At 46.6% G+C, this 22,093-nt stretch carries 20 protein-coding genes and 1 CRISPR repeat array; of the genes, 2 read left to right on the top strand and 18 right to left on the bottom strand.

What is annotated here, in order from left to right; translation table 11 throughout:
• Positions 1–77: 77 nt before the first annotated feature.
• The 3 genes from DCC85_RS09510 to DCC85_RS09500 all read right to left on the bottom strand — a co-directional run bounded on the left by DCC85_RS09510 (position 78) and on the right by DCC85_RS09500 (position 2,640).
• The gene (locus DCC85_RS09510; protein ID WP_108465376.1) at positions 78–599 is read right to left on the bottom strand and encodes a sigma-70 family RNA polymerase sigma factor; all 522 of its coding nucleotides are present in this window, start codon (positions 597–599) and stop codon (positions 78–80) included.
• 258 nt (positions 600–857) lie between these two features.
• Positions 858–1,955, bottom strand: coding sequence for a sensor histidine kinase (locus tag DCC85_RS09505; RefSeq protein WP_108465375.1), 1,098 nt, complete (start codon positions 1,953–1,955; stop codon positions 858–860).
• Positions 1,945–2,640 (bottom strand): response regulator transcription factor, encoded by a 696-nt coding sequence (locus DCC85_RS09500; RefSeq protein ID WP_108467789.1) that lies wholly within the window; start codon positions 2,638–2,640, stop codon positions 1,945–1,947. Before DCC85_RS09500 ends, DCC85_RS09505 begins: the two co-directional genes overlap by 11 nt.
• Before the next feature lie 204 nt (positions 2,641–2,844).
• Between DCC85_RS09500 and DCC85_RS09495 the strand changes: the two genes are divergently transcribed.
• Positions 2,845–4,761 carry a DUF5693 family protein gene (locus DCC85_RS09495; RefSeq protein ID WP_108465374.1) on the top strand — a complete coding sequence of 639 codons (1,917 nt, stop codon included), beginning with the start codon at positions 2,845–2,847 and terminating at the stop codon, positions 4,759–4,761.
• 24 nt (positions 4,762–4,785) lie between these two features.
• The gene (locus DCC85_RS09490) at positions 4,786–6,189 is read left to right on the top strand and encodes a glycoside hydrolase family 26 protein (RefSeq protein ID WP_199909992.1); all 1,404 of its coding nucleotides are present in this window, start codon (positions 4,786–4,788) and stop codon (positions 6,187–6,189) included.
• A gap of 155 nt (positions 6,190–6,344) precedes the next feature.
• On the opposite strand, the gene DCC85_RS09485 is transcribed toward DCC85_RS09490, so the two are convergent.
• The 15 genes from DCC85_RS09485 to DCC85_RS09415 form a co-directional block, all read right to left on the bottom strand.
• On the bottom strand, positions 6,345–7,109 hold the full coding sequence (locus tag DCC85_RS09485; RefSeq protein WP_108465373.1) for a DODA-type extradiol aromatic ring-opening family dioxygenase: 765 nt from the start codon (positions 7,107–7,109) through the stop codon (positions 6,345–6,347).
• A gap of 308 nt (positions 7,110–7,417) precedes the next feature.
• A complete protein-coding gene (locus tag DCC85_RS09480; RefSeq protein ID WP_108465372.1) occupies positions 7,418–8,635 on the bottom strand; it encodes a multidrug effflux MFS transporter in 1,218 nt (405 codons plus the stop codon).
• Positions 8,636–8,826: 191 nt separating this feature from the next.
• On the bottom strand, positions 8,827–9,030 hold the full coding sequence (locus tag DCC85_RS09475; RefSeq protein ID WP_108465371.1) for a zinc ribbon domain-containing protein: 204 nt from the start codon (positions 9,028–9,030) through the stop codon (positions 8,827–8,829).
• A gap of 72 nt (positions 9,031–9,102) precedes the next feature.
• Positions 9,103–9,906, bottom strand: a complete 804-nt coding sequence (cmr6, locus tag DCC85_RS09470; protein ID WP_108465370.1) for a type III-B CRISPR module RAMP protein Cmr6 — start codon at positions 9,904–9,906, stop codon at positions 9,103–9,105.
• Positions 9,903–10,097, bottom strand: coding sequence for a type III-B CRISPR module-associated protein Cmr5 (locus DCC85_RS09465; RefSeq protein ID WP_108465369.1), 195 nt, complete (start codon positions 10,095–10,097; stop codon positions 9,903–9,905). Before DCC85_RS09465 ends, cmr6 begins: the two co-directional genes overlap by 4 nt.
• Before the next feature lie 534 nt (positions 10,098–10,631).
• Positions 10,632–12,600: direct repeats of the CRISPR family, unit length 32 nt; unit sequence GTCGCACTCTACATGAGTGCGTGGATTGAAAT.
• 237 nt (positions 12,601–12,837) lie between these two features.
• Positions 12,838–13,470, bottom strand: a complete 633-nt coding sequence (locus tag DCC85_RS09460; protein WP_108465368.1) for a hypothetical protein — start codon at positions 13,468–13,470, stop codon at positions 12,838–12,840.
• A 303-nt stretch (positions 13,471–13,773) separates the two neighbouring features.
• Positions 13,774–14,487: an MgtC/SapB family protein gene (locus tag DCC85_RS09455; protein WP_108465367.1), complete on the bottom strand. Its 714-nt coding sequence runs from the start codon at positions 14,485–14,487 to the stop codon at positions 13,774–13,776.
• 118 nt (positions 14,488–14,605) lie between these two features.
• Positions 14,606–15,232, bottom strand: coding sequence for an FMN-dependent NADH-azoreductase (locus DCC85_RS09450; protein WP_108465366.1), 627 nt, complete (start codon positions 15,230–15,232; stop codon positions 14,606–14,608).
• Positions 15,233–15,332: 100 nt separating this feature from the next.
• Complete coding sequence (locus DCC85_RS09445) at positions 15,333–16,655, bottom strand: voltage-gated chloride channel family protein (RefSeq protein ID WP_234414398.1); 1,323 nt, start codon at positions 16,653–16,655, stop codon at positions 15,333–15,335.
• Positions 16,656–16,678: 23 nt separating this feature from the next.
• Positions 16,679–17,041, bottom strand: coding sequence for a replication termination protein (locus DCC85_RS09440; protein WP_108465364.1), 363 nt, complete (start codon positions 17,039–17,041; stop codon positions 16,679–16,681).
• A 350-nt stretch (positions 17,042–17,391) separates the two neighbouring features.
• The gene (gene thyX / locus DCC85_RS09435; RefSeq protein ID WP_108465363.1) at positions 17,392–18,111 is read right to left on the bottom strand and encodes an FAD-dependent thymidylate synthase; all 720 of its coding nucleotides are present in this window, start codon (positions 18,109–18,111) and stop codon (positions 17,392–17,394) included.
• 238 nt (positions 18,112–18,349) lie between these two features.
• A complete protein-coding gene (locus DCC85_RS09430) occupies positions 18,350–18,991 on the bottom strand; it encodes a response regulator (protein ID WP_108465362.1) in 642 nt (213 codons plus the stop codon).
• Positions 18,966–19,826 carry a sensor histidine kinase gene (locus tag DCC85_RS09425; RefSeq protein WP_108465361.1) on the bottom strand — a complete coding sequence of 287 codons (861 nt, stop codon included), beginning with the start codon at positions 19,824–19,826 and terminating at the stop codon, positions 18,966–18,968. Before DCC85_RS09425 ends, DCC85_RS09430 begins: the two co-directional genes overlap by 26 nt.
• A 169-nt stretch (positions 19,827–19,995) precedes the next feature.
• Positions 19,996–21,330: an outer membrane protein assembly factor BamB family protein gene (locus tag DCC85_RS09420; RefSeq protein ID WP_108465360.1), complete on the bottom strand. Its 1,335-nt coding sequence runs from the start codon at positions 21,328–21,330 to the stop codon at positions 19,996–19,998.
• Positions 21,331–21,472: 142 nt separating this feature from the next.
• Complete coding sequence (locus DCC85_RS09415; RefSeq protein WP_108465359.1) at positions 21,473–22,036, bottom strand: general stress protein; 564 nt, start codon at positions 22,034–22,036, stop codon at positions 21,473–21,475.
• Between the last annotated feature and the right edge of the window lie 57 nt (positions 22,037–22,093).

The following is a 22,093-nucleotide window of genomic DNA, read 5'->3' as shown; positions in this document are numbered from 1 at the left end:
TAATCCCCCCTTCATTCTCTTGATTGCATATTAAGAATCATAACATATTGCTTCATTAAGAGAGGAATAAGTCCGGATTAAATCACTTCAGAGTAGCGTCTTCCCGCCTTTTTCGAGACTTTGTCCTGCTTCAGGCGCTGCCTTGCCCGGTAAAGCACAATTTTGTATCTTGAGAGCTTTACGCCCATGAGATCTGCAGCCTCTTTATAGGAGTAACCTTGAATATCATACAGGGTTACGGCTTCTCTCTGTTCAGGCGATAGTTCGGCCAGCATATGATCGAGCTCTTTCCGGCTTTCGGCTCCCATGAGATGTGTTTCTGGCGTATTGCTGTCAGGCATCACTTGGAAGTAGTCCGTATCATAAATCTGCATCCGGCTTTCCTTGCGAGTCTTATCAATAAATGCGTGATAAGCGACTCGGAACAGCCAGGGCTTTACCTTGCCATCCTGCATTTTATCCATATGAACCAGTGCTCGGCAGAAGGTCTCCTGTGCCAGATCCTCAGCCGTATATGGGTCTTTACTTAGAAATAATAAGTAACGATATACGTCTTTTTGGTATTCCCGATATACAGCCTCAAGAAAGCTGTATTTCATAATGATTTCCTCCCATCCCCTAACCATCGGGGTAATCGATGTACATATCTCTCGACATTTTCTATTATGAAGTCGATTGCTTTCTTGGCGAATAAGAAAATATAAAGATTTCCTTAAGAATTGTATACTTCTAGCTTAACAAACTGGTTTTATAAAAAATGCGCTCATTCACCCAGAATGAAAGCGCATTGATGTGTTTATATAGATTGAACTAAAGTTTTACATTGATCTTTCTATATTTAACGGCCTAATACGGCCCTAGCTGATATTATTTTGCGGCAAGCGAACAATGAACACCGTCCGTTCCTCATCGCTCTCTGCCCGAATCTCTCCGTGGTGAAGCTCCACGATATTCTTCGCAATGGCTAGGCCGATTCCTGAACCGCCTGTATGCTTAGCCCTGGACTTCTCTACCCGATAAAAGCGTTCAAACAGATGAGGAAGATCCTGCTGCGGAATGGGCTCCCCATAATTGATTATCTCGGTGATGACCGTCTCCTCTTCCCATCTTGCGCGAATATCCAGATACCTTCCGTCTTGACCATACCGGATAGCATTCGTAATCAAATTCTCGAATACTCTTCTCAGCTTATCCCCATCCGCAGACAGCGTGAGCTGGCCGTCAAAAGCAAGACGGGCCTCCATACCGCTCTCATGAAGCTGCCAGCCGAATTGTGATACGATCTGGTGCAGCATTTCGACCAGATTGATTTTGTTATAGACCAGCCGGATTCCTCTGTTGCGCAGCCGGGTATACTCGAATAAATCCTCAAGGAGCTTCTTGAGACGAATCGATTCCTCATAGGCCATATTCATGTAGTATCTGAGCTCGACTTCATCACGATAACGGTCTTGTTCGACAAGGCCGAGATATCCTGTGATCGTCGTTAGGGGGGTTCTCAGGTCGTGCGACACATTCGTGATCAGCTCATTCTTGGTCTGTTCGGCCCGCCGCTCTTCCTCGATCGAGATCTTAAGCCGTTCCAGCATCCGATTGATATCCGAAGCAAGCTGTCCAAGCTGCCCAACGGGACGAACCGGAATTTTATGGTCAAAGCCAAGATGTTCAACCAAATGCACTTCCTCGATCAGCTGATCCAGGTACTTCCTCTCGCGTCTTCGCATTTCCCGGCGAAAGAAGTAAATGGAGAACAAGAGAACAATCGGTACAGCGACATAATAGTAGGCTGCTGGATAACCGACATGGTAGTATATCCATTTCAAAATCATATTTGCCGAGATGGATGGATAAGTCAGCAGAACCGATTTAGCCAGCAATACAAACAGCAGAAAAGCGATCAGTGAAGTCAGCGCCGTCCAAAACAGCCACGCAATTACTCGAAGACTAGTTCTCAAGTTTGTATCCTACCCCCCACACCGTACGGATCAGCTTCTCGCCATCCATTTCTTTCTCCAGCTTGTCTCTTAGTCGGCTGATATGCACGGTAACGGAGTTATTGCTCTCAAAATACTTGTCTTTCCAAATCAGCTCAAATATCTCTTCAGAACTAAACACCCTGCCGGGGTAACTTGCCAGCAAGTATAGTATGCCAAATTCGATCGGTGTCAGTTTAAGCGGCCTGCCGTCTACAGTTGCCGTATGTGTCTCCTTATCCAGCTGAAGCGGCCCCACCTTGATCTCAAACTCTGAACCCGTGTTTACAGGCTGCGATTGATAAGAAGAGCGGCGCAGCAGCGATTTGACCCGGGCAATCAGCTCAAGCGGATTGAAGGGCTTCACCATATAGTCATCCGCACCGGTCATTAGGCCATTGATCTTATCCATATCCCCATCCTTGGCACTGAGCATTAGAATGGGCGTGGTCTGTGTCTCGCGAATCTTAATGCATACACCGATTCCGTCAAGACCTGGCATCATGACGTCCAGAATGATCAGGTCGACGGATTCCTGCTCCAGACGTTCAAGCGCCTCCAGTCCGTCGGATGCTTTGGTCACGGTAAAGCCTTCATTTTGCAAATATATTTCAATCAGCTTCGATATTTTCGCATCATCGTCTACAATTAATACATGCTTGTCCAATCCGATCATTCCTTTAAACATAGGTTTGTACTATCATAACATGCTACCTCGTTTGGAAAACAAATAAAAGGTTAAGAAACGATTACGATCTTCTTAATTATTCAGGTTTTTCCTTTACCCTAGGCAATTCATGTATATAATTAAGAAGGTCACAAGGACTACCTGAAACAGGATTTATACCGAATGTGGAGGACCTTTACAAACATGAAACAAACTTGGATATGGACTTTATGCGCTCTCTTCCTGGTTATCTCGCTCGCAAGCGTATTGACGCGTGCAGCAGATGAAGGACAAGCCAGAGAGATCGAACTGGCGGTACCCTATACGGAAATCGTCCAGTCTTCAGCAGATCCCGAAACTGTAATTCAATCTTTGAAACAGGCCGGCGCTACCGCCATTGTATTAAAAGAAACGAACTTGCAGGAGTTAGCGGACAAAGGCGTTCTTAAGCTTTACTCCGCGCAGAAAATGCCTGCCGACGTTCTAAATGACAGCTCAGTGACGGTAAGCCCAGAAGATACGGTTATCGTATCAAGCAATCAGAATGCTAAAGATACAGCCTTCTATGCTACTCTGCTCCAGAAAGCCTTCAAGAATAAGCTGCTCATGAATCACCGTCCTGACGGAGGGTTTTCAGCCGTTCTGAAGCTGAGCGTGGAAAAAGCACAGGCCCAGGTGCTTGGAATCGACATTCCAGAGGCTCGGGAGCTGATCGGGCAGCTGCATATGACGGTCATTCCGTCATATGCAAATGCACCTCTTTATCATGACGCTGAATTTATGGATGCCCAATTTGAGGCGCTGCATGACCTTGACATCAAACAAATTTATTTCAGCGGCAACGAAGCGCTTTCCTATCCAGGAGATGCCCCGCAGCTAGCGGATTTGATGAAGAAGCATCACATCTACTTCACCCTGATCCGAAGTCAGCTGGGAGCGCTGGAGCTGGCCAAACAAGCCGATTATCGGCATATTCGTGTCATCTTCATCGATCCGGCCAAGCTAAACGCCATGTCTACAAAAGAAGCGGCTGATATGTTCGAACTAAGTGTACGGGAACGAGCAATTTCAATGGTTTATTTCCCGGCCTTTAAGAACGCTCAGCAAGATTGGCCGAGTTACCTGAAGAAAGTAGAGGCTGTATCCTCAGAACTGGTGAAGCGGCTGGAGCCGGAATACAGCTTTAGCCAGCCGCTTCCTCTCACTGATTATGCTAATCACGGACTGCTTGCTGGCAAACCTTTTAAAGCAATTCCTATGCTAGGGATCACCCTAACCGCCCTGCTGCTGCTTCGTCGGTTTACGTCTTGGCGTCCGCTGGCTGCTGCAGCCATGGTGCTCGGACTGGCCGGAATTGCTGCAGCCATGGTGAAGCCCTCTTTATTCGGCCTTGCACAAAGCGTATACGGCCTTATAGGCGGTATAGCGGCGCCTGTCTTGGCCATTATGGTGGGCCGGGAAATCGCGCTTCGCTCCCAGAGAGGGCCGTGGGCCTCTGCACTGCTCGCTTTTATTAGCGGAGCTTGCATTACCCTCGCGGGAGTAATTTTTGTAGTAGCCCTGTTTAACGATATGTCTTATCTCTCTTATGTGAATCAATTCCGGGGAATTAAGCTGCTCTTTGTCGCTCCTATTCTGCTGACCTTTATCTATACCTGGATCACCGGGGATCTGGGACAGGGGCTAAGGTTCCTTCAGAAAAGCGTGCTGCAATCGGGCAGCATCCTAAGATGGGTATTGCTTCTGGTAGGACTTCTTATCGTAGGGCTCGGAGGAATCTATTTCGTCCTTCGCTCAGGCAATGAGGGAACCTTGCTTCCGTTCGAAGGAGAATTCCGCAGCCTGCTGGATCATCTGTTAGGGGTAAGGCCTCGAACGAAGGAAATTTTCCTGGGATACCCTCTCTTTGTCCTTGCTCTCTATTTGCTGGCAAAATACCGCAAGGGCGGATTGCTGCTCATCGCAGCCGTCATCGGCCAGCTGTCCTTGATGAACACCTTTACCCACTTGCACACACCGCTGACCATCTCCATACAGCGCTCTGCATGGGGACTACTCTTCGGTCTAATCATCGGACTGCTGCTCACGTCCATCGTAGCACTCTGTCTGCGCAGACGTTAGATCACAAACGAACTAGGAGGAATTATGGAATCTATTAATCAGCCTATTAAGCTCCGTAAGCCTAAGAAGCCATTATGGTTCAGGTTGCTTCGAATCTTTATTATTGTTGTAGTTGCGATCCTATTGCTAGGTTTCATTGCCTATATGACCTACGACAAGTACAATGTGGCATCCAAATCTGATTACACTCTCATTACTACACGTTCCGATTACAAGCTGGCTAAGAATGAGCCGGAACAAGGTGCTTACCTGGGCGGATATGTGCTTCAGAACAGCTCCATCAATTTCAGCATGAAGAAGTTCAACGAACTGGCTGGAAGAGATCATGTCACCTTTTTCAAATATGTAGGCTATGGCAAGCCCTTCCCTACACAATGGGTGAAGGATGTTGCCTCCATCGGCGGCTTCCCTCATATCGCTTTCGAGCCGAACGGCGGTCTGGATGAAGTGAAGGACGACGAGTATCTTCGTTCCTTCGCCAAAGCAGCTAAGGAGAGCGGCGTACCGGTCTTCCTCCGTTTTGCATCGGAGATGAATGGCACCTGGACGAACTACTCTCAGGACCCTGTGAAATACAAAGAAAAATGGAAGCTCGTTGACAAAATCATGAAGGAAGAGGCCCCGAATGTGGCTATGGTCTGGACCGTACTTGCAATGCCTGAAGAGCATATCGACAATTTCTATCCAGGAGACGAATATGTAGACTGGGTGGGCGTGAACATTTACAGTGTCAAATATCATAACAACCATAAGTATGAAAAAGCCGATTTCGAAGATCCGCTGGATCTGCTGAACTATGTATATTCCCGCTACAGTGCAACGAAGCCGATCCAAATCTCGGAGTTCGGAGCCACTCACTTTACGACGACAGACAACAAGCAGGATAATGCCTTTGCCATCAAGAACATTAACCGCTTCTACGCGGAGCTGCCAACGAAATATCCTCGCGTGAAGGCTGTTTACTACTTCGATGTGAACAATATCGCAGAATACAACGAAGCTAGACGTATTAATGATTATTCTGTAACAACAGAGCCAGAGATCGTGAAAGCTTATGGAGAAGCTATTTCAAATCCCTTCTTCCTCAGCAAGCGTGAAGCCGATACTCCTGGTAAGACTGTAAGTCAAACCTTCACTTACCGTGGGGAACTGTTCGAAAAAGGCAGCGAGGTATATGCGGATAAATCCTTCTTCACAGATTATCTGCATGCAGAAGTGACTGGAAGCGGCAGCAACACCGAAATTAAGCTGGACGGTAAGTCGGTCAAAGTCAAAGCTGTGAGTAAGAGAGTATCTGCCGGCTTTAAGACGAAGATCTTCCTGAATAGATACCGCAGCATCGATGGTATACCTGTCCAAGAAGCGCTGAAGGCACTGGGTAAAAAAGTAACCGTCGATACAGCCAACAAAACAATAACGATTGAATAATCTCATGATTCGAACGATATTATGAAATAGATTCATTCCTGCAAGTAAAAAAGCAGCCGGACTTTGAACCGAACCCCAATTGTTAGACATGATCTATTAATTGGAGGTGCAGTTCACCCGGCTGCTTTTTCTCTGTATTTTAATACCTGTAAAAGTTAAAATTCCAAGCATAAATAGCTCAAATTGCCCAGCTCATAGCTGCGATAGATCGGCTTCGCACCCTCAAGGCTTCCGCTGCCAAGTGCAATATAGAAGGGCACGAAATGCTCCGGACGCGGTACCGCGAGTTCAGCATGAGGAGCTTCTGTTCGATAGTTCAAGAGCGCATTCAAATCTTGTCTATTAAGCTGATCCAACAACCAATCATCAAACTCTACGGCCCAAGCATCCCGCTTCGTCTCATCCCACTTCACGGCGCGCAGATTGTGTACAGTCACACCGCTGCCGATCACCAGAATGTCCCGCTCTGCAAGCTCTTGTACTGCACGTCCGATCTGGAACTGCTGTTCAGGAGCCAGGTAGGGATGAACCGAGATTTGAACGACGGGGACATTGGCTTCAGGAAACATATGATGCAGCAATGTCCATGAACCGTGATCCAGCCCCCGTTCGGAATCTGCTATAGTTGGAATGTCGGCTTTATGGAACATTTCCCGAATTTCCTCAGCCAGCTTCGAACTGCCCTTTGCAGGGTATTTTACCTCATACAATTCGTCCGGAAAGCCATAGAAATCATAGATTGTCTCATAGACATGGTCATGGGAAGAGACCGTAAGCGTCTCCGCTTCCCAGTGAGCCGTGAAAATGACGATAGCTTGGGGAGCCATTCTGGCCCCAGTGCTTCTAAGGAAGCGGGTATACATTGTATTTTCAATAGCCAGCATGGGTGAACCATGAGCAAGAAATAAAGGTGAGATCATATAAAACACTCCTAAAGTTACTTTTTGTTAGTAAGTATAAAATTAAAATGATTCATTGTCAATACATCAATGAGAATCGAAGAGGTCGTTTCCAAAGCTCGTGGAAAACCTTGTCACCCATGATCGGATCCATCCGGAAGCTATATATAGGGAAATTGAGCTAATTTCATGTACAACAAAGCCCCCGAATTCGGGGGCTTGAGTTAATGGCTTGATAGGTACCTTTTTTTGCTGAACAGGGATCTCCGTAACGGATTGAATAAGGCTGATCTTATCGATGAGGGACAGATTCTGAGCTAACATCTGGATCAGTCCAGGCTTGGTGCCGATACTCCACTTGGAGCTTTTCTAACCAGTCCGAAATAAGCGAGCATCGCAGCCGTGCTCGTTGCCAAAATAATCAGGCCCAGCGGAACGGCGGTGTCTTCACCCGCAATCCCCACCAAAGGAGCGACCACCGCACCCAGCAGGAATGGAATAACGCCGAGCAGCGCAGCTGCGCTTCCCGCCATATTGGCCTGGCTCTCCATCGCAAGCGGAAATGCGGCAGTAGAGGTAATGCCAATCGAACACACAAAGAAAAAGAGCGGGATAACCAAAGCAAACAGCGGCCCATGGACTAAAGCTACCACTAAAACGGCCACACTTGCAATTAAAGCAACCCATAAGCCAAACAATAGGAAAGTCTGTTCCGATATGCGATTCGCCATTCGTCCCACCAGCTGCGAGCCTATAATCAAACTCACGCCGTTCGATCCAAACAGCAAGGCAAAAACGGCTGGCGTGACGCCGTAAATATCCTGATAGATAAAAGGCGTGCCCGAAACATAAGCAAAAACCCCGGCGATCATTATTCCCTGCGCCAGCATATAGCCGACAAACTTGCGGTCACGCAGTAGAAAGCCATAGCTGCGTAACTGATGCCCGAAGTTGGCCGGCTCCCGCCGTTCAACCGGGAGCGTCTCCTGCAAACGCCATTTGGTCATCGCTAATAAATAAGTTCCCAGCACGGCAAGTACGATAAATACGCCAACCCATGTCGTGAAGGAAAGAACACCGCTGCCGGCAATCGGCGCAGCAAGCGGACCCAGGTTCCCTACAAGCAGCAGCAAAGAGAAAAATTTAGTCAGCTCATGACCGCTGTAAAGGTCGCGGGCTATCGCGCGCGAGATGACGATCCCGGCAGAAGCAGCAAAGCCCTGCGCGAACCGGAACAGGATCAACAAGCCAATATTAGGTGCAAACGAGCACGCTAACGAGGATACAATATAAATCGCCATCGAAATAAGCAATGGATTTCTTCGGCCGTAAACATCACTCAGGGAGCCCATGACAAGCTGACCTATGCCTAATCCAAGCAGGCAAGCAGTCAAGCTAAACTGCACCAGTGAGGCGTTCGTATTGAAATGCTGCGCAATTTCAGGAAATGCCGGCAAATACATATCAATGGTGAACGGGCCTAACGTTGAAAATAAACCCAGCAGCAAAGCCAAGCCAACAACATTCCTTTTATGGTTTTCTCTCATTTTTTTATCTCCAGTTCCCAGTATGATTTTTTTCTGTCCCATCCACTGATATTAGGGCATAGAGTTAACTTTAAGTCAAGGATTATTATTAAAATTTTTAGCGGTTAAACGCAACAAAGGCAGCCGGGCACTTCAAGACCTTGGCTACCTTCGTATCATAATTAAACTAAACTTCTGTCCGTGGAACTTCCTCAACCGAAGAACAAATCAAGAATATTTGAGCCCGCTGACGACTTCTTATTATAAAACTCGGAATAGCCGCAATTCGTGCAGTAGACGACAATAAATTGATTATGCTGGATATCAAACATTTTGGAAAGTCCTGTTCCGGTCATAGCTACTTCCTTCGTCTTTGCGTCATGACTGCCGCATTTAATACATCCCTTTTCTCCCATATGTTTCCCTCCATACATCAGGTGTACACACCCTATTTATTTTCGATATGTTCCTCTCAATCTCTTCTTAATTCATTGACCTTTTCTCACTGCAGTCAACCTGCCATATCCAGCATTCGTCTTAGCGCCCAGCCCCTCCTGCTCCAACGCCTTTAGAAGAATATTTTGAGTAAGCTGTAACCATTTAGCTCCTTCTTGTTGTTCTCCATCAAAGGAAAGTATGATCATAAAGCGCCCGGATACCGTCAAGAAAGGGAAAGGTTCAGGTGAATCATCATCACGTGGAGCTGGATAGGCTTTCGATCTCCCGCTATCTGCTTCCTCAGTTAGTATAATTCCGTTATAATCCTTATGGTGAGGAGTCAGGACATCTTGTTTTAATGCAGACTTCACGGATTCCGGGGTAATTAAAGCATCATGAAAATGTACGTAACCCGCAGACGCTTGAGTCCCAAAAATCACCTGGTAATCATGACCCGTCCGCAATAGCGATGGATAAGTCTGACCCAAACTTTTATGCGCATATCGGGACGCGACTCCTTTAAGCGCCGATGCTGGCAAAAAGGGAACCCCGTAGATGGGGTGAAGCAACAAGCCTGTTTCGAGTACACTAACTCCGCCATGTCCAATAGCTAGCGGTGAATCCGCTTGAACTTCTATGGAAAGGATAGGTTGGTTCTCGATATCATAGTAACGCTCATAGCATTTGCTATAAAAGCTGCACTGTTCCTCACTTTCCCATGTTTCCCAGTACCCTTTAACGAGATCCCTGTAGAACTTACTTTTCTTATCGCTTTCCTTCACGACCGCTTCAAGGCTCAGGCCCGATTCTCCGATTCCCCAGTATCCTTTACTAAGCTCAAGATAAACGTTCATCGCTTGTCCTCCACAATCTCGCTATCCATGGAGGTCTCTTCGATTTCGATTCCCTGCTGAACCTGCAGGATCGCCTCCGCGTATCGCTTAAACCAGACTGAAGCTCTGAGCACTTTTTGAGAGAGAAATAAATAATCGTTATTTTGATCGCTGATCAATGGTTTAGTGATATCCCACTCAACGGCCTTCAAAAATTTGTTTCATTACATTCGGCTGCGCTCTGTCGTCAACTTGCCTCATCTTTTTCTTTCCTCCAATCATCATGTTTTCATTCACATTAAGACTTTAGGAGTAACAAAAACCGTCAATTATTTACACATTCGACATTTTCCAAAACTATCCTTCAAGTTACTTAACAAACATATAAAAAAGTTCTCTTTCTAATACAACAGATGAACGAGGTGCATTTTAGCCTAGCAGCCCTTGTAACGCCGGATGAGACAATAGAAGATACTAAAAGAGAGCCCATCCTGGACTCGATTGCTTATATTCCGCTTATGTACATCATGTCTTAGCAACGTAGAAAGCCTATCCTTTGCCCGCTGGTGCGAATGGGAAGCTAACATAAAATCCCTAGGGGATTCGCACCTCAAATTTTGTCGAAATAAATGAAGAATGAGGAGTTTAATGCAAATTATAGCTTCTTGGAAGCTAATCATTTATGATAAATGAAGAAAATAACTTTAATTCCTGTAAATATGGGACGAAAAAGAGTGATTTTCGCTGTCGCACTCTACATGAGTGCGTGGATTGAAATTCTGATCAGGGTGATGCTGCTACGCCTGATGCTTTAGTCGCACTCTACATGAGTGCGTGGATTGAAATTGATCGATTCCAAATCTACTTTTTAAACCAGGACTCCGTCGCACTCTACATGAGTGCGTGGATTGAAATTACAACATGATTTTATGATTCGTAAAGTGTTGTTTGTCGCACTCTACATGAGTGCGTGGATTGAAATTGCATTTTTTGAGTACGGAGATTTACTCCCATAAAGTCGCACTCTACATGAGTGCGTGGATTGAAATATTTGAAGGTGGTTTGGTATTGTGATTAATTATAGTCGCACTCTACATGAGTGCGTGGATTGAAATACCGCAATTACATAAAATTTATACGTATTGCCATTGTCGCACTCTACATGAGTGCGTGGATTGAAATCCTCCTTCAAGATCAACTCAGCTACCCCTAACTTTTGTCGCACTCTACATGAGTGCGTGGATTGAAATCGGCTACCGAGCGTCAAGAAGGCGGAGACTTTTGCGTCGCACTCTACATGAGTGCGTGGATTGAAATAGCATGATTAGGACAGCACGACATTAACCATTGTCGCACTCTACATGAGTGCGTGGATTGAAATCTCTAGTTGCTCCCAGCTTCTACCCTTACTCTCATGTCGCACTCTACATGAGTGCGTGGATTGAAATAATCTCTGTCACATATGAAGATGTCGCACTGATCTGGTCGCACTCTACATGAGTGCGTGGATTGAAATCTTCCTGATCGGGGCGGATCGGAACAACCTTGTTGTCGCACTCTACATGAGTGCGTGGATTGAAATTCTGCTGCGATGTTAATAACATCGTTTTTGTACTGTCGCACTCTACATGAGTGCGTGGATTGAAATATACCATCGACTTTCATATTGTCCAACCAGTTCACGTCGCACTCTACATGAGTGCGTGGATTGAAATATTTTCACGCCACAGGAACACGTTGGACGCTTTTCGTCGCACTCTACATGAGTGCGTGGATTGAAATTGCGGTAAGTGCTTCGAGTTGGGCGCGTTTGACGTCGCACTCTACGTGAGTGCGTGGATTGAAATACCAAGTGTTCATCTGCCCATTACTGAGCAGAGCCCCAGTCGCACTCTACGTGAGTGCGTGGATTGAAATTTTCCTGGCGCCAGCTGGCTGAGACCGTGGCAAGTCGCACTCTACGTGAGTGCGTGGATTGAAATATCGATGAATATCACAATGTACGGCAGAAGATCCTGTCGCACTCTACATGAGTGCGTGGATTGAAATTATCCGAGGATTACACTGCGCTTAAAGCCCTGGGTCGCACTCTACATGAGTGCGTGGATTGAAATCGTCAACATCCTAGGTGAAGCTGCTTCTCATGAACGTCGCACTCTACATGAGTGCATGGATTGAAATCAAATGAGGACTTGATCCAGGCATACTCCAAAAAGTCGCACTCTACATGAGTGCGTGGATTGAAATACCACGCATAACGGATGTGAGGAATTCCAGTACTTGTCGCACTCTACATGAGTGCGTGGATTGAAATAGGATCTTGGACAGTTGGAAGATAAGCGCATGTACGGTCGCACTCTACATGAGTGCGTGGATTGAAATATGATTCCCGTAACATAGACAGGGCCTCGAGTAAGTCGCACTCTACATGAGTGCGTGGATTGAAATTTGATAATGGTAAGCACGGAGCTTGAAGTCCATGGGTCGCACTCTACATGAGTGCGTGGATTGAAATCGGTAAGAACTACACGTTCGGATTTGTTGGTGGCGTCGCACTCTACATGAGTGCGTGGATTGAAATATCACATTTAAAACTCGCCATCCAGTCAGCTTTCCGTCGCACTCTACATGAGTGCGTGGATTGAAATTAAAATAATTGACACCGGAGATGTGTCCGCGATCAGTCGCACTCTACGTGAGTGCGTGGATTGTAATTCCAAGAGATTGCAATGGGAGTTTAAACAGCAAACTGTCGCTTTATACAACATTCTCAGCTTTAAGCCACATCTTGAAGAACCACTCCTAGAGTATAAAAGAGCAATTGAAAGTCTATCTGACAATGTTCCGTATAAGCAAGACATAACCAAATACCATTATGAGCTCACTGTAGTTCCATGGATACTTGTTAAAGACCAAGTCGTAAATACTTCATTAATCCCGAGCACTCGATCTTCAAGCACGTTTTATATATGGGTAGCCGATCTCTTCCAGATCATCTTCAATATCTGCTATCTCCAGTTCGTTGTTAAGCAGCTTTAGCAAACTATTGTCTATTGGTTCCAATGCAAACACCCTTTTAACCAGAGCTAAATCTATATCCACTTCATAATACTCTGAGGCCCAAGAATGATAATATTCAGCCCCGCCTATTAAAATTTGCAATAATTCTAAGTGCTCCTCTTTGTAATCCTTACTCCCAAGCCAATGTTCATTCTCATATTGATTCCATATCAAGAATGTTGCCTCATCAAGCACAAATGCCGGTTCACTTAAGAAACCACGAAACGTGTCAGGAACCCCGCTAATTATTTCTTCTATGTTATTTTCATGATTGACCTCAAATTCTTTATCACATCCTTTAATCATCAAACCGTTGTGACTGAATAATGCAAAGTAGTGATCACCTTCCCCATCTCTCATTGATCCCATCTGTTCGTTAGTATCCCATTTGGAATTGAAGGAATAGTATCTATACTCCCAGTCCGGCATCAGAATTGCGTCTAGCATCGCAGCTGCTTTAAAAATATTTCTGCACTTTTCTATCCCGGGAAGTCTCTTGATATGATAATTCTTCTGGTCTTTCATATAATGTCATCTCCCTTGTTTTCTGGTTTTTCATAACGATAGTTTCTATGTACTTACGTATACACTCTTCCTAAGGAAATATATGTACCTTGTCCATCATAGCCCAAACCATGGAATACACGAAGTTAGAAAATTAGAACCAGGGCTTATTAAGCAGACGAACCCGCTCGAAGTCCTATACACAAGTCAAAAAAAACGGAGGATTTGAGATCATCTCAAATCCTCCGCATACTGCAAATTTGTTGCTACCAAGTCATGCCTTACTAACTACACCAGCTCTCGCTCAAGCAGTGCAGCTCCATGCTACAGCTGCTCAACCTCCACGCTATGCACATGCTCCAGCTTGCGGATGAAATAGTACACCTTGGTCGTATACTCTCTCTCCGGAATCGTGAGCACCATGCTCACCTGCTGGCGGCCATTCTCCAGATCCTTAATCCGCAGACGGCGGATTCGGTGCTCCCGCTGCACATCTTGTTCACTGATAAAATGGGTGTGCTCAATCTTGCGGATGACCTCAGTCATGTCTCCATCGTGATCCAGCACAATCTTAATCAGAATATCCCGCTTATTCAGCCTAACCGGTCCGAGCAGCTTAATAATGAAAGGCACAAAGTTAACAGCCAGGATCAGCAGGACTACAGCGACAGCAGCTTCAATATAGAAGCCTGCACCGATGGCAATCCCAAGCCCCGACGCCGCCCAGATCATTGCGGCCGAGGTCAGCCCCGAGATGGCATCATTGTTTCTTCTAAGAATGACGCCCGCCCCCAGAAAACCGATCCCGCTGACGATTTGAGCCGCAAGGCGCATAGGGTCCATATTCGGATGCTCCGGCCCGGCAAATTTGTTGAAGGCCTCGATGGATACAATTGTCACCAAACAGCTGGCAATACAAATCACCATACTCGTCTTAACGCCGAGAGGCTTCTGCTTCAGCTGGCGGTCAATTCCGATCAGCAACCCGCATAATAATGCGCCGCACATTTTGATAATCATTTCCCAGTCTAAGTTCATGGCAGCCTCTCCTTCTATCATAAGAGTGAGTATAAATGTATTCACCACTTTAACGCAACTTGATTTAAAACCCAAAAAAGAGCTCTCAGAGTGGAGAGCTCTTCGGGATTTATTGAAATTAGAATTTCGCAGCCAATTCCGCTGCCTTAGTCAATCCTTCTTGAACGATGGCTTCAGCGCGATCCGGGAATTGGTTATGGCCTTCAACCACTACAACCTCTGGGTTGTTAATGCCCCAGAATGCCAAGGTGTTCTTCACATAGTTCAAGGACATTTCTGCAGCAGCCATTGGGCCTTCAGAGTATACACCGCCACGAGCTTGCAGCAGCGCAACTTTCTTGTCGCCTACAAGACCAACAGGACCGTTCTCAGTGTATTTGAAAGTCTTGCCGGCTTGGTTCAAGTAGAACAGGTAAGTCAGCAATTGAGCTGGAATGGTGAAGTTCCACAGTGGGAAAGCAAATACCACTTTGTCTGCGCCAAGGAATTGATCAAGATAAGTATTAGCCAGATCCGCTGCCTTCTGCTCAGCTGGAGTGGTCTCGATGCCTTTACCAAGCTTGAACAAGCCGTTCAACATGTCGTTATCGTAGTAAGGAAGGTCTGCTTCGAACAGGTTCAGCTCAGTTACGAGATCTTCCGGATGATTTTCTTTGTAGGCTTTCAAGAAGCTTTCATACAGCTTAACAGTAACGGATTGATCCGCAGGACGGTTATTACCTTTAACAAATAAAACGTGAGACATAGTGTACCTCCTAAGTATATAAGCTTAATAAATCACTATCACTATATTTAATATAGTAAATTTAAGTTAGAAACTTGTCAAGCGCAATTTTTAATTTTATTCATTTAAATTGCCTTTGTGCGGCCAAGGTCTCGCCTTCTCTCAGCAGCCAAAGTTTGGATTTGGAAGCTCCAATTCGCTGGGAGGTATAGATTCCTGTATGCCCTGAGAACAAATACCCGATGATACAAGCGATGAACAGATAGACTGCGCCATCAAATCCGAACAGTTCAAGGCCCATAATAAAGCAAGCTAGCGGCGTATTGGCGGCACCGGCAAATACAGCAACAAAACCAAGGGCAGCTACAAAGGCTGCCGGCTCATGCATAATGCCTGCTAAGCTAGCTCCAAGTGTCGAGCCGATGACAAACAAAGGTGTAACTTCTCCTCCCAAGAACCCGGCTCCCAGGGTAAGCACTGTAAACAACAGCTTCCAAAGGAAGTCTAACGGGGCTGCATCTCCGGCAAAAGCCTCCTGAATCAGTGGAATACCAAGTCCGAGGTAGTCTCTCGTTTGAAAAAGAAACACCAGCAAAATGATGATAAACCCTCCGGCAAAGCTGCGAGTCGCAGGGTACTTGAACCATGACGTATACATTTTCTTAGCGAGCCGTGTTCCTTCGCTGAATAAGAGCGCAGCCAGCCCAAATGCTATGGAGGCAGCAGCGACTTTTAGCAGGATCCAGACATTAAGCTCAGGCACAGCGCCCATCTCAAAATGAACATGGTGGACTCCCCAGGCCGCTGTCACACGATCTCCAACGAAGCTGGCGATAAAGCACGGCAACAGCGCTTCATAGCGAAGCATGCCGATCACAAGCACCTCGAGTGCGAACACCGTTCCGGCCAGCGGTGTCCCAAACACAGAGCCGAAGCCGCTGCTGATGCCGCACATCAGAATAATACGTGTATCCACTTGATCCAGCTTGAGCAGCCTTCCAACCCCGGCAGCCAGGCTGCCTCCCATCTGTACAGCCGTTCCCTCGCGTCCGGCGGAACCGCCGAACCAGTGGGTAAGAATGGTTCCTCCCAGCACCAATGGCCCCATTCTCAGCGGAATTCTCTCCTGGCCGCCTTGTATCGTCTCAAGCAGCAGATTATTTCCCTTACCAGAATTTTTCCCATAGCGAGTATAAATATAACTCGTCAGCGCGCCGCCTAGCGGAAGAAGATATAACAGCCAAGCATGGCTTTGCCTGCTGCCTGTCGCCCATTCCAGACCGGTCAGAAATAATGCAGAAGCACTCCCGGCCAGTATACCTACAATTCCCCCCAGCACGATCCATTTCAGAATAAAAATGAACAGCGCAATCTGTATATTCTTGCTGGCGATATTCCACAAACCTCGCCCTCTACTGGACGCTTTGTCCGGTTCATTCATCATTGGTCTCTCCTAACACCTATAGTTCACGCATAATTATCCTGCTCAGCTTTATGGAGAATGCCCAAGCAGCGGTCCAAGTCGGTCTTCACTTGTTTGCGGTAAAGTTCTGCCTTATCCCGTCCTTCATCTGTAAAATGGTAGAGTACAATTTCTTGAAAATCAACACTCGGATCACCGCCCTTAAGCTTCTTGGTGCGATACAGTACGCCTTCTTGAACCAGCTCATGCAGGGCTCGGTATATTTCACTTTGCGGAGGCACATATCCATGAGGTCTAAACTCTGCTTTTAGCTCTTCAAGCATTTGGTAGCCGTATCCTCCCCGCTCTTCAACCATTTTAATTAAATATAATTTCAGAAAAGCGCGTTGTGCGATCATAAATGCCAAGATGCATCCTCCCTTTCATGAAATAATTACCACTACCAAATTATATGAAAATTTCGAAACAGGGTCAATTCGCCCTTTTTCTAGGTTGATATGTATATAAGTGCGTAGATGGTTACTAGTCGAATAGAAGGAGCTAGATACAAATTTGGTTTCTTATTATGAATTTTTCATATGTTGAATTAATAGAATTAATGACCATGATTTTGGTAGTCGATATATTTGTTAATGTACTAGTTTAAAGCATTAAATAAAGTGCGTGTTTATTGTGTTCCTCGGTCTGTTCCCAGGTTTGGTTGATTTCATGCCAAAAAAAAGAGCCGCTGGTCTCAGCGAGCTCGGGTTGTTCCATGTTATTTCACTATCGCTTCCGTTTGAACCAATTGTTCCAGCGATACCGGATAAAGCGGTTTGATATGCTCAAGGATCGCCTTTGCATATTCCTGAATTTCCTTCTGGGCATCATGCTCCAGCCTTTGCGACAAAAAATGTGCTGCGGATTGAACTGAAGCTGTCCAATACCAACGTACATACATTCCGTATGCCGGCAGGAATAGACGAGCTTGCTCAGCACAGATACCGTCGGCCAGTGCCGCTTCATATTTGCTCAAGCCCAGCTCTATGTATTCCATCAGTTCCTCGGTGTGCTTATCTCCAAGCTCCCAGGAAATCACATCCCCGCTGCCCTGTTTGGAATTTTCCGGCTTCGACCGCCACTGATCTGCTTGAGGCACGTAGAATACAGGCTCTTCAGTTATGTATCTGCGGCTGGACTCATTCCAAGCGTCAAGACTGTCCCCTGTTCCTTCATAGTGAGCGGAACCAACTACATACTTCCACCACTGCCGGGCTACCATTAACGGTGCATAGATCTCGAACTGTACGATCGCATGGCGAAACGGAGAGGTATGTCCCTCACGCGCCAGAAACCGAATCAGCTTCACATCCCTTTCGCTCAGCTCCATGGACTGCTTAGCATAAGATACGCGAGCGGCATTTACAACAGTTAGATCGGAACCCATATGGTCTACGAGCCGCACATACCCCTCATTAAGTACAGGAATGACTGACATTGTATCTAAACTCCCCCTTTATAATGACCTATATAGAATGAACTAAAGATATGAACGTTATAGGACAGGGCAGTATTAGGCCATATAACAGAAAATTCAATGTAAAACTTTAGTTCAATCTATATAATGATTATAACTTCGAGTTCAAGAAGCCGAACTCCTTCCAAAGCGCCAGTTTCATAACAAGCCTGCAAGGCTCAGGTTCTAACTTCTAAGTACACAACTGCTTCAACTGCTTCTATTCCACCCAGCCTCTTTTTAACGCATACCTAGTCAACTGTACCCGGTTCTCCAGCTGCAGCTTTTGCAAAATATTTTTCAAATGATTCTTCACCGTCTGATCCGAGATTTCCAGCTGCATAGCGATCTCGCGATTCGTTAAGCCTGAAGCGACCCACTGCAAAATTTCCCGTTCTCTCACGGTGAGGGGATGTTCTTCCTCATATTCAGCCTTTGGAGCCCCCGGAAATTCCTGCAGAATTTGCAGAGCCAGTTCACGCGGTAATGGCGCCTCGTCATTGATAATGGCGCGCAAATATTCAACCCAGGTGGACGGAGACAGATTTTTGAGCAGGAACCCTTGCGCACCTGCCTTCAGAGCTTCAAATAAATAGGCAACGTCATCGGAGACGGTAATAAGAACGATTTTAACATATGGAAATCTTAGCTTGATAATGCGTGTAGCCTCGAGTCCATCCATATCGGGCATCCCGATATCCATGAGCAGCAGGTCGGGCATCAGTTTATCCGTTAACTCTACCGCTTCTCTCCCTCCTGCAGCCGTCCCAATCACCTCAAAAGATTCATCCGCAGACAGGATATCGCAAATTCCTTCTCTAGCATGCGCATGATCATCAACGACAAGTACGCGCGTTCTCATGTTGTCTTCCCCCCTTTCCTAGTATACAAACAACCGTATCACCAGGCTCAGATTGAATCGTGACTTCCCAGCCCATAACCCTTGCCCGCTCCCGCATGATGGTCAGCCCGAATTTGCCCGCCTCCACCTCATTCTCATGCTTCAGCATCCCTTTCCCGTTATCTTCAATCTTGACCATCCACTGATCTGCCGCTCCAAAATCTCCGCTAACAACAAGCTTCGTGGCTTCAGCATGCTTCCTAACATTCATCACAGCCTCTCTAATCATCGCCAGCAGCTCTACCTGCTCCTTGGCTGTCAGCATAGCGTCCGGCAGCTTCCAATTCACCTGAAGAGGGGCTGATATTTCCTGTTCAAGCTTCTGAATCCGGCTTTGCATAGATGTAGAAGCCTCTAGAATTGATTCGGGCTGGACCCGCAGATCCGAAATCGCCTGTCTCACATACCGATTCACCTCATGCACAGTCTTACGCAGCTCATTCCAGTCGGTACCGCTCTCGGAAGCGCTTTGCCGCTCCGCTTTATCAATCTTCACCGCAAGCAGGAACAAAGATTGGGCAATTCCATCATGAAGTTCTCTAGCAAGCTGGTCCCGGGCTTCCAATTGAATCTTAGCCAGGCGTGCCTCTTGCAGTTCTCTCTGCATTCTCTCCAGCTGCTTAAACCACCCATTCAGCAGAGTAATGCTCACCACAAACAGAATACATGGAGTTATATAATTGCCTAAGTCCATTGAGATATACGGCATTAACAATTGATGGCGGAGTACTTCCCACAAACCGACGATCAAGGTCGGGACAATCAGAATCAGCCATTTGATCTGCTTATAGGTCATGCTGCATGTTCCTCCTCATTTCTAAAGAGCCATATCTCCAGAATATAAGCTATAAGTCCATAGTTAATCAAGCCATCACATCATGCAGAACTTCTTTATTCTAATAAAAATAGAAAAAGGCAAATCTCTTGGATTTGCCTCTCGCGGGTAACTGTATCAAGCAAGTGTATTATTTGATGGCACTTGGCAGACTCACGCCGAAAAGTTTGTCTTCCGTCTGAATAATCGCCATCCCCTTCTCTGTAAGGGTGGGACCATAGTTTCTTGAACCGGTACGAACCTTCATCACAGGCAAAGTAGTCTGAAGATTCGCAGCCACCCAGACTCCGTCCGTCTGGCCGGCAAATACCGCCTTCTCGGTGATATCTACTTGAGATACCGGATTGTCAAAGCGGTAGCCGATACCCTGTCCATTGGCCAGCTTAACTGCTTTCAGAGCAAAGGGATTTCCGGAATTCCAGATAAACACCCGGTTTGCAATCACCTGAGATACCGGCATATCGCCGTTCTCACCGGCTCCCAGCCATTTTTGCACCGGCTTACCGTCCGGGCCCTCATAGTGACTGAAATCGTACTTCGCGATAACTCCGCCGCCGAACGTAAATAGATCATTCCCCTGAAGTATGGCCTTCGAATTAGCCCTCAAATCCTTCACAGAACCTGTAAGCCACGAATAGGATCGCTCACCTATATCCATCCCGGTACGAAGGTTGAACACCTTGATCGCGAGCTGTGGAGTCTTCTCTGCGAAAGCTGCAATAGGGTCCTGCTCGTACACAGAATAGACAGCCCCATCTTTAACTGCTAAAGGATAATTATAACGGAATTTCCCCCAGAGCTTCTTCCCGGTAGCTGCATCGAAGGCATTAAGCTGCACCGCGCTAAGTGCGCCTTGAACAACATAGGTACGAAGAACAACCCCATCGCTTACCATCAGGTCACCGAGACCTACTTCGGCCTCAGTATCATGATGTTCCCATTCCAGCTTTCCGTTAGAACCATTCAGGGCATAAAGATCAATGCCGCGCAGTATGTATACTTTCCCCTTGACAGCGATTATTTTGTCTGCGGCAACTACTTTTTTGGTGGATGTCCACAATTTCTTCCCATTTACGTTAAATGCAGAAACTCTGCCGTCCTGATCAATCCCGTATAACCGGCCATTTTGAAATACGATATTCGGAGTCAAGCTGCTGCCAGAACGCCACTTTATTGTTCCTGAGACAGCATCCAGCGCAATAAGCCGCCCCTTCTTGACGGCAAACACCATCCCTTGTCCCGATACGGCTCCCCCTTCACCCAGACGGGTTATATCCTTCCGGTCTATGTCCACACTCCATTTTGGCGCTTGATCAGGTATCTTAATTTCTAATATAGGATTAGAAATCGATGCCAATGCTGGCGCTGCCTGCGCCTGCCCCTGCCCGGCAACCCCCGTCATGCTACTCGCCAGAGCTAGACATACCACTGTCTTACATGTTCTCTTCATCAGCCTGTTCACCATGCTTCTCCTCCTATTCGTTAAAGCCTATTCATCGCTGCGCTATAAATTGATAATTATAATAGAAAAAAGCACAAACAGGCCGGATCCTATCGTCTTCTCATAAGATCCGGTCTGCAGCATGACTATATAAATCTTCTAAGGGTTAAGGCCTGCCATCAAAGTCATTTGTTCCAAGCTCCGCATTGGCCCTTACGTCCCTGGCATCCAGATCATCGTATCTGCGGGAATTAAGGGAGGCATTGTCGCGAAAAGCATCATAAACCTGGTGATTCCGCTGGTCCTCATCGACCAGAACGAGAATTTTCCCCTCATTAACATAGGATTCGTATTCCTTGGCCTCTTCCTCAGGAATACCCAGTCCAATGAGACCGCCGACAAGGCCTCCCGCACCAGCTCCAACAGCCGCACCAGTCAATGTGGCAGCAATAGGGCCTGCCGCAAGAATGGGACCGATGCCTGGAATGGCTAGCAAGCCTAGACCTGCAAGCAGCCCGGCCACTCCGCCGAGCACTCCGCCGGTTGCCGCTCCTGCAGCTATGCCTTCCGGCGCCTTGGTACCGGTCTCATTCTCAATGGCCTCCCGATCTCTGCGGTCTCTTGCTACAATTGAGATTTCTTCTGCGAGAAAGCCTTGCTGCTCAAGCGCGCCAATTGCCGCAGATGCTTCCTTCTCGGTCTCAAACACGCCGACTATCTTCTTAGCCATACGACACTCGCCTCCTCGGATATGAGAGTATACAAACTTCATTACCCACACATCCGC

Source organism: Paenibacillus sp. CAA11, from assembly GCF_003060825.1.
In the GTDB taxonomy this organism is placed as follows: Bacteria; Bacillota; Bacilli; order Paenibacillales; family Paenibacillaceae; genus Fontibacillus.
Note: the sequence above shows the minus strand (reverse complement) of the source record. Positions and strands in the feature narration are given on the sequence as shown.

What these genes read in the sequence shown, in the direction of transcription:
- DCC85_RS09510 (WP_108465376.1), bottom strand. Translation starts at nt 599, where the DNA reads ATGAAATACAGCTTTCTTGAGGCTGTATATCGGGAATACCAAAAAGAC.
- DCC85_RS09495 (WP_108465374.1), top strand. Translation starts at nt 2,845, where the DNA reads ATGAAACAAACTTGGATATGGACTTTATGCGCTCTCTTCCTGGTTATC.
- DCC85_RS09490 (WP_199909992.1), top strand. Translation starts at nt 4,786, where the DNA reads ATGGAATCTATTAATCAGCCTATTAAGCTCCGTAAGCCTAAGAAGCCA.
- DCC85_RS09485 (WP_108465373.1), bottom strand. Translation starts at nt 7,109, where the DNA reads ATGATCTCACCTTTATTTCTTGCTCATGGTTCACCCATGCTGGCTATT.
- DCC85_RS09480 (WP_108465372.1), bottom strand. Translation starts at nt 8,635, where the DNA reads ATGAGAGAAAACCATAAAAGGAATGTTGTTGGCTTGGCTTTGCTGCTG.
- DCC85_RS09475 (WP_108465371.1), bottom strand. Translation starts at nt 9,030, where the DNA reads ATGGGAGAAAAGGGATGTATTAAATGCGGCAGTCATGACGCAAAGACG.
- cmr6 (WP_108465370.1), bottom strand. Translation starts at nt 9,906, where the DNA reads ATGAACGTTTATCTTGAGCTTAGTAAAGGATACTGGGGAATCGGAGAA.
- DCC85_RS09460 (WP_108465368.1), bottom strand. Translation starts at nt 13,470, where the DNA reads ATGAAAGACCAGAAGAATTATCATATCAAGAGACTTCCCGGGATAGAA.
- DCC85_RS09455 (WP_108465367.1), bottom strand. Translation starts at nt 14,487, where the DNA reads ATGAACTTAGACTGGGAAATGATTATCAAAATGTGCGGCGCATTATTA.
- DCC85_RS09450 (WP_108465366.1), bottom strand. Translation starts at nt 15,232, where the DNA reads ATGTCTCACGTTTTATTTGTTAAAGGTAATAACCGTCCTGCGGATCAA.
- DCC85_RS09445 (WP_234414398.1), bottom strand. Translation starts at nt 16,655, where the DNA reads ATGATGAATGAACCGGACAAAGCGTCCAGTAGAGGGCGAGGTTTGTGG.
- thyX (WP_108465363.1), bottom strand. Translation starts at nt 18,111, where the DNA reads ATGTCAGTCATTCCTGTACTTAATGAGGGGTATGTGCGGCTCGTAGAC.
- DCC85_RS09430 (WP_108465362.1), bottom strand. Translation starts at nt 18,991, where the DNA reads ATGAGAACGCGCGTACTTGTCGTTGATGATCATGCGCATGCTAGAGAA.
- DCC85_RS09425 (WP_108465361.1), bottom strand. Translation starts at nt 19,826, where the DNA reads ATGACCTATAAGCAGATCAAATGGCTGATTCTGATTGTCCCGACCTTG.
- DCC85_RS09420 (WP_108465360.1), bottom strand. Translation starts at nt 21,330, where the DNA reads ATGGTGAACAGGCTGATGAAGAGAACATGTAAGACAGTGGTATGTCTA.
- DCC85_RS09415 (WP_108465359.1), bottom strand. Translation starts at nt 22,036, where the DNA reads ATGGCTAAGAAGATAGTCGGCGTGTTTGAGACCGAGAAGGAAGCATCT.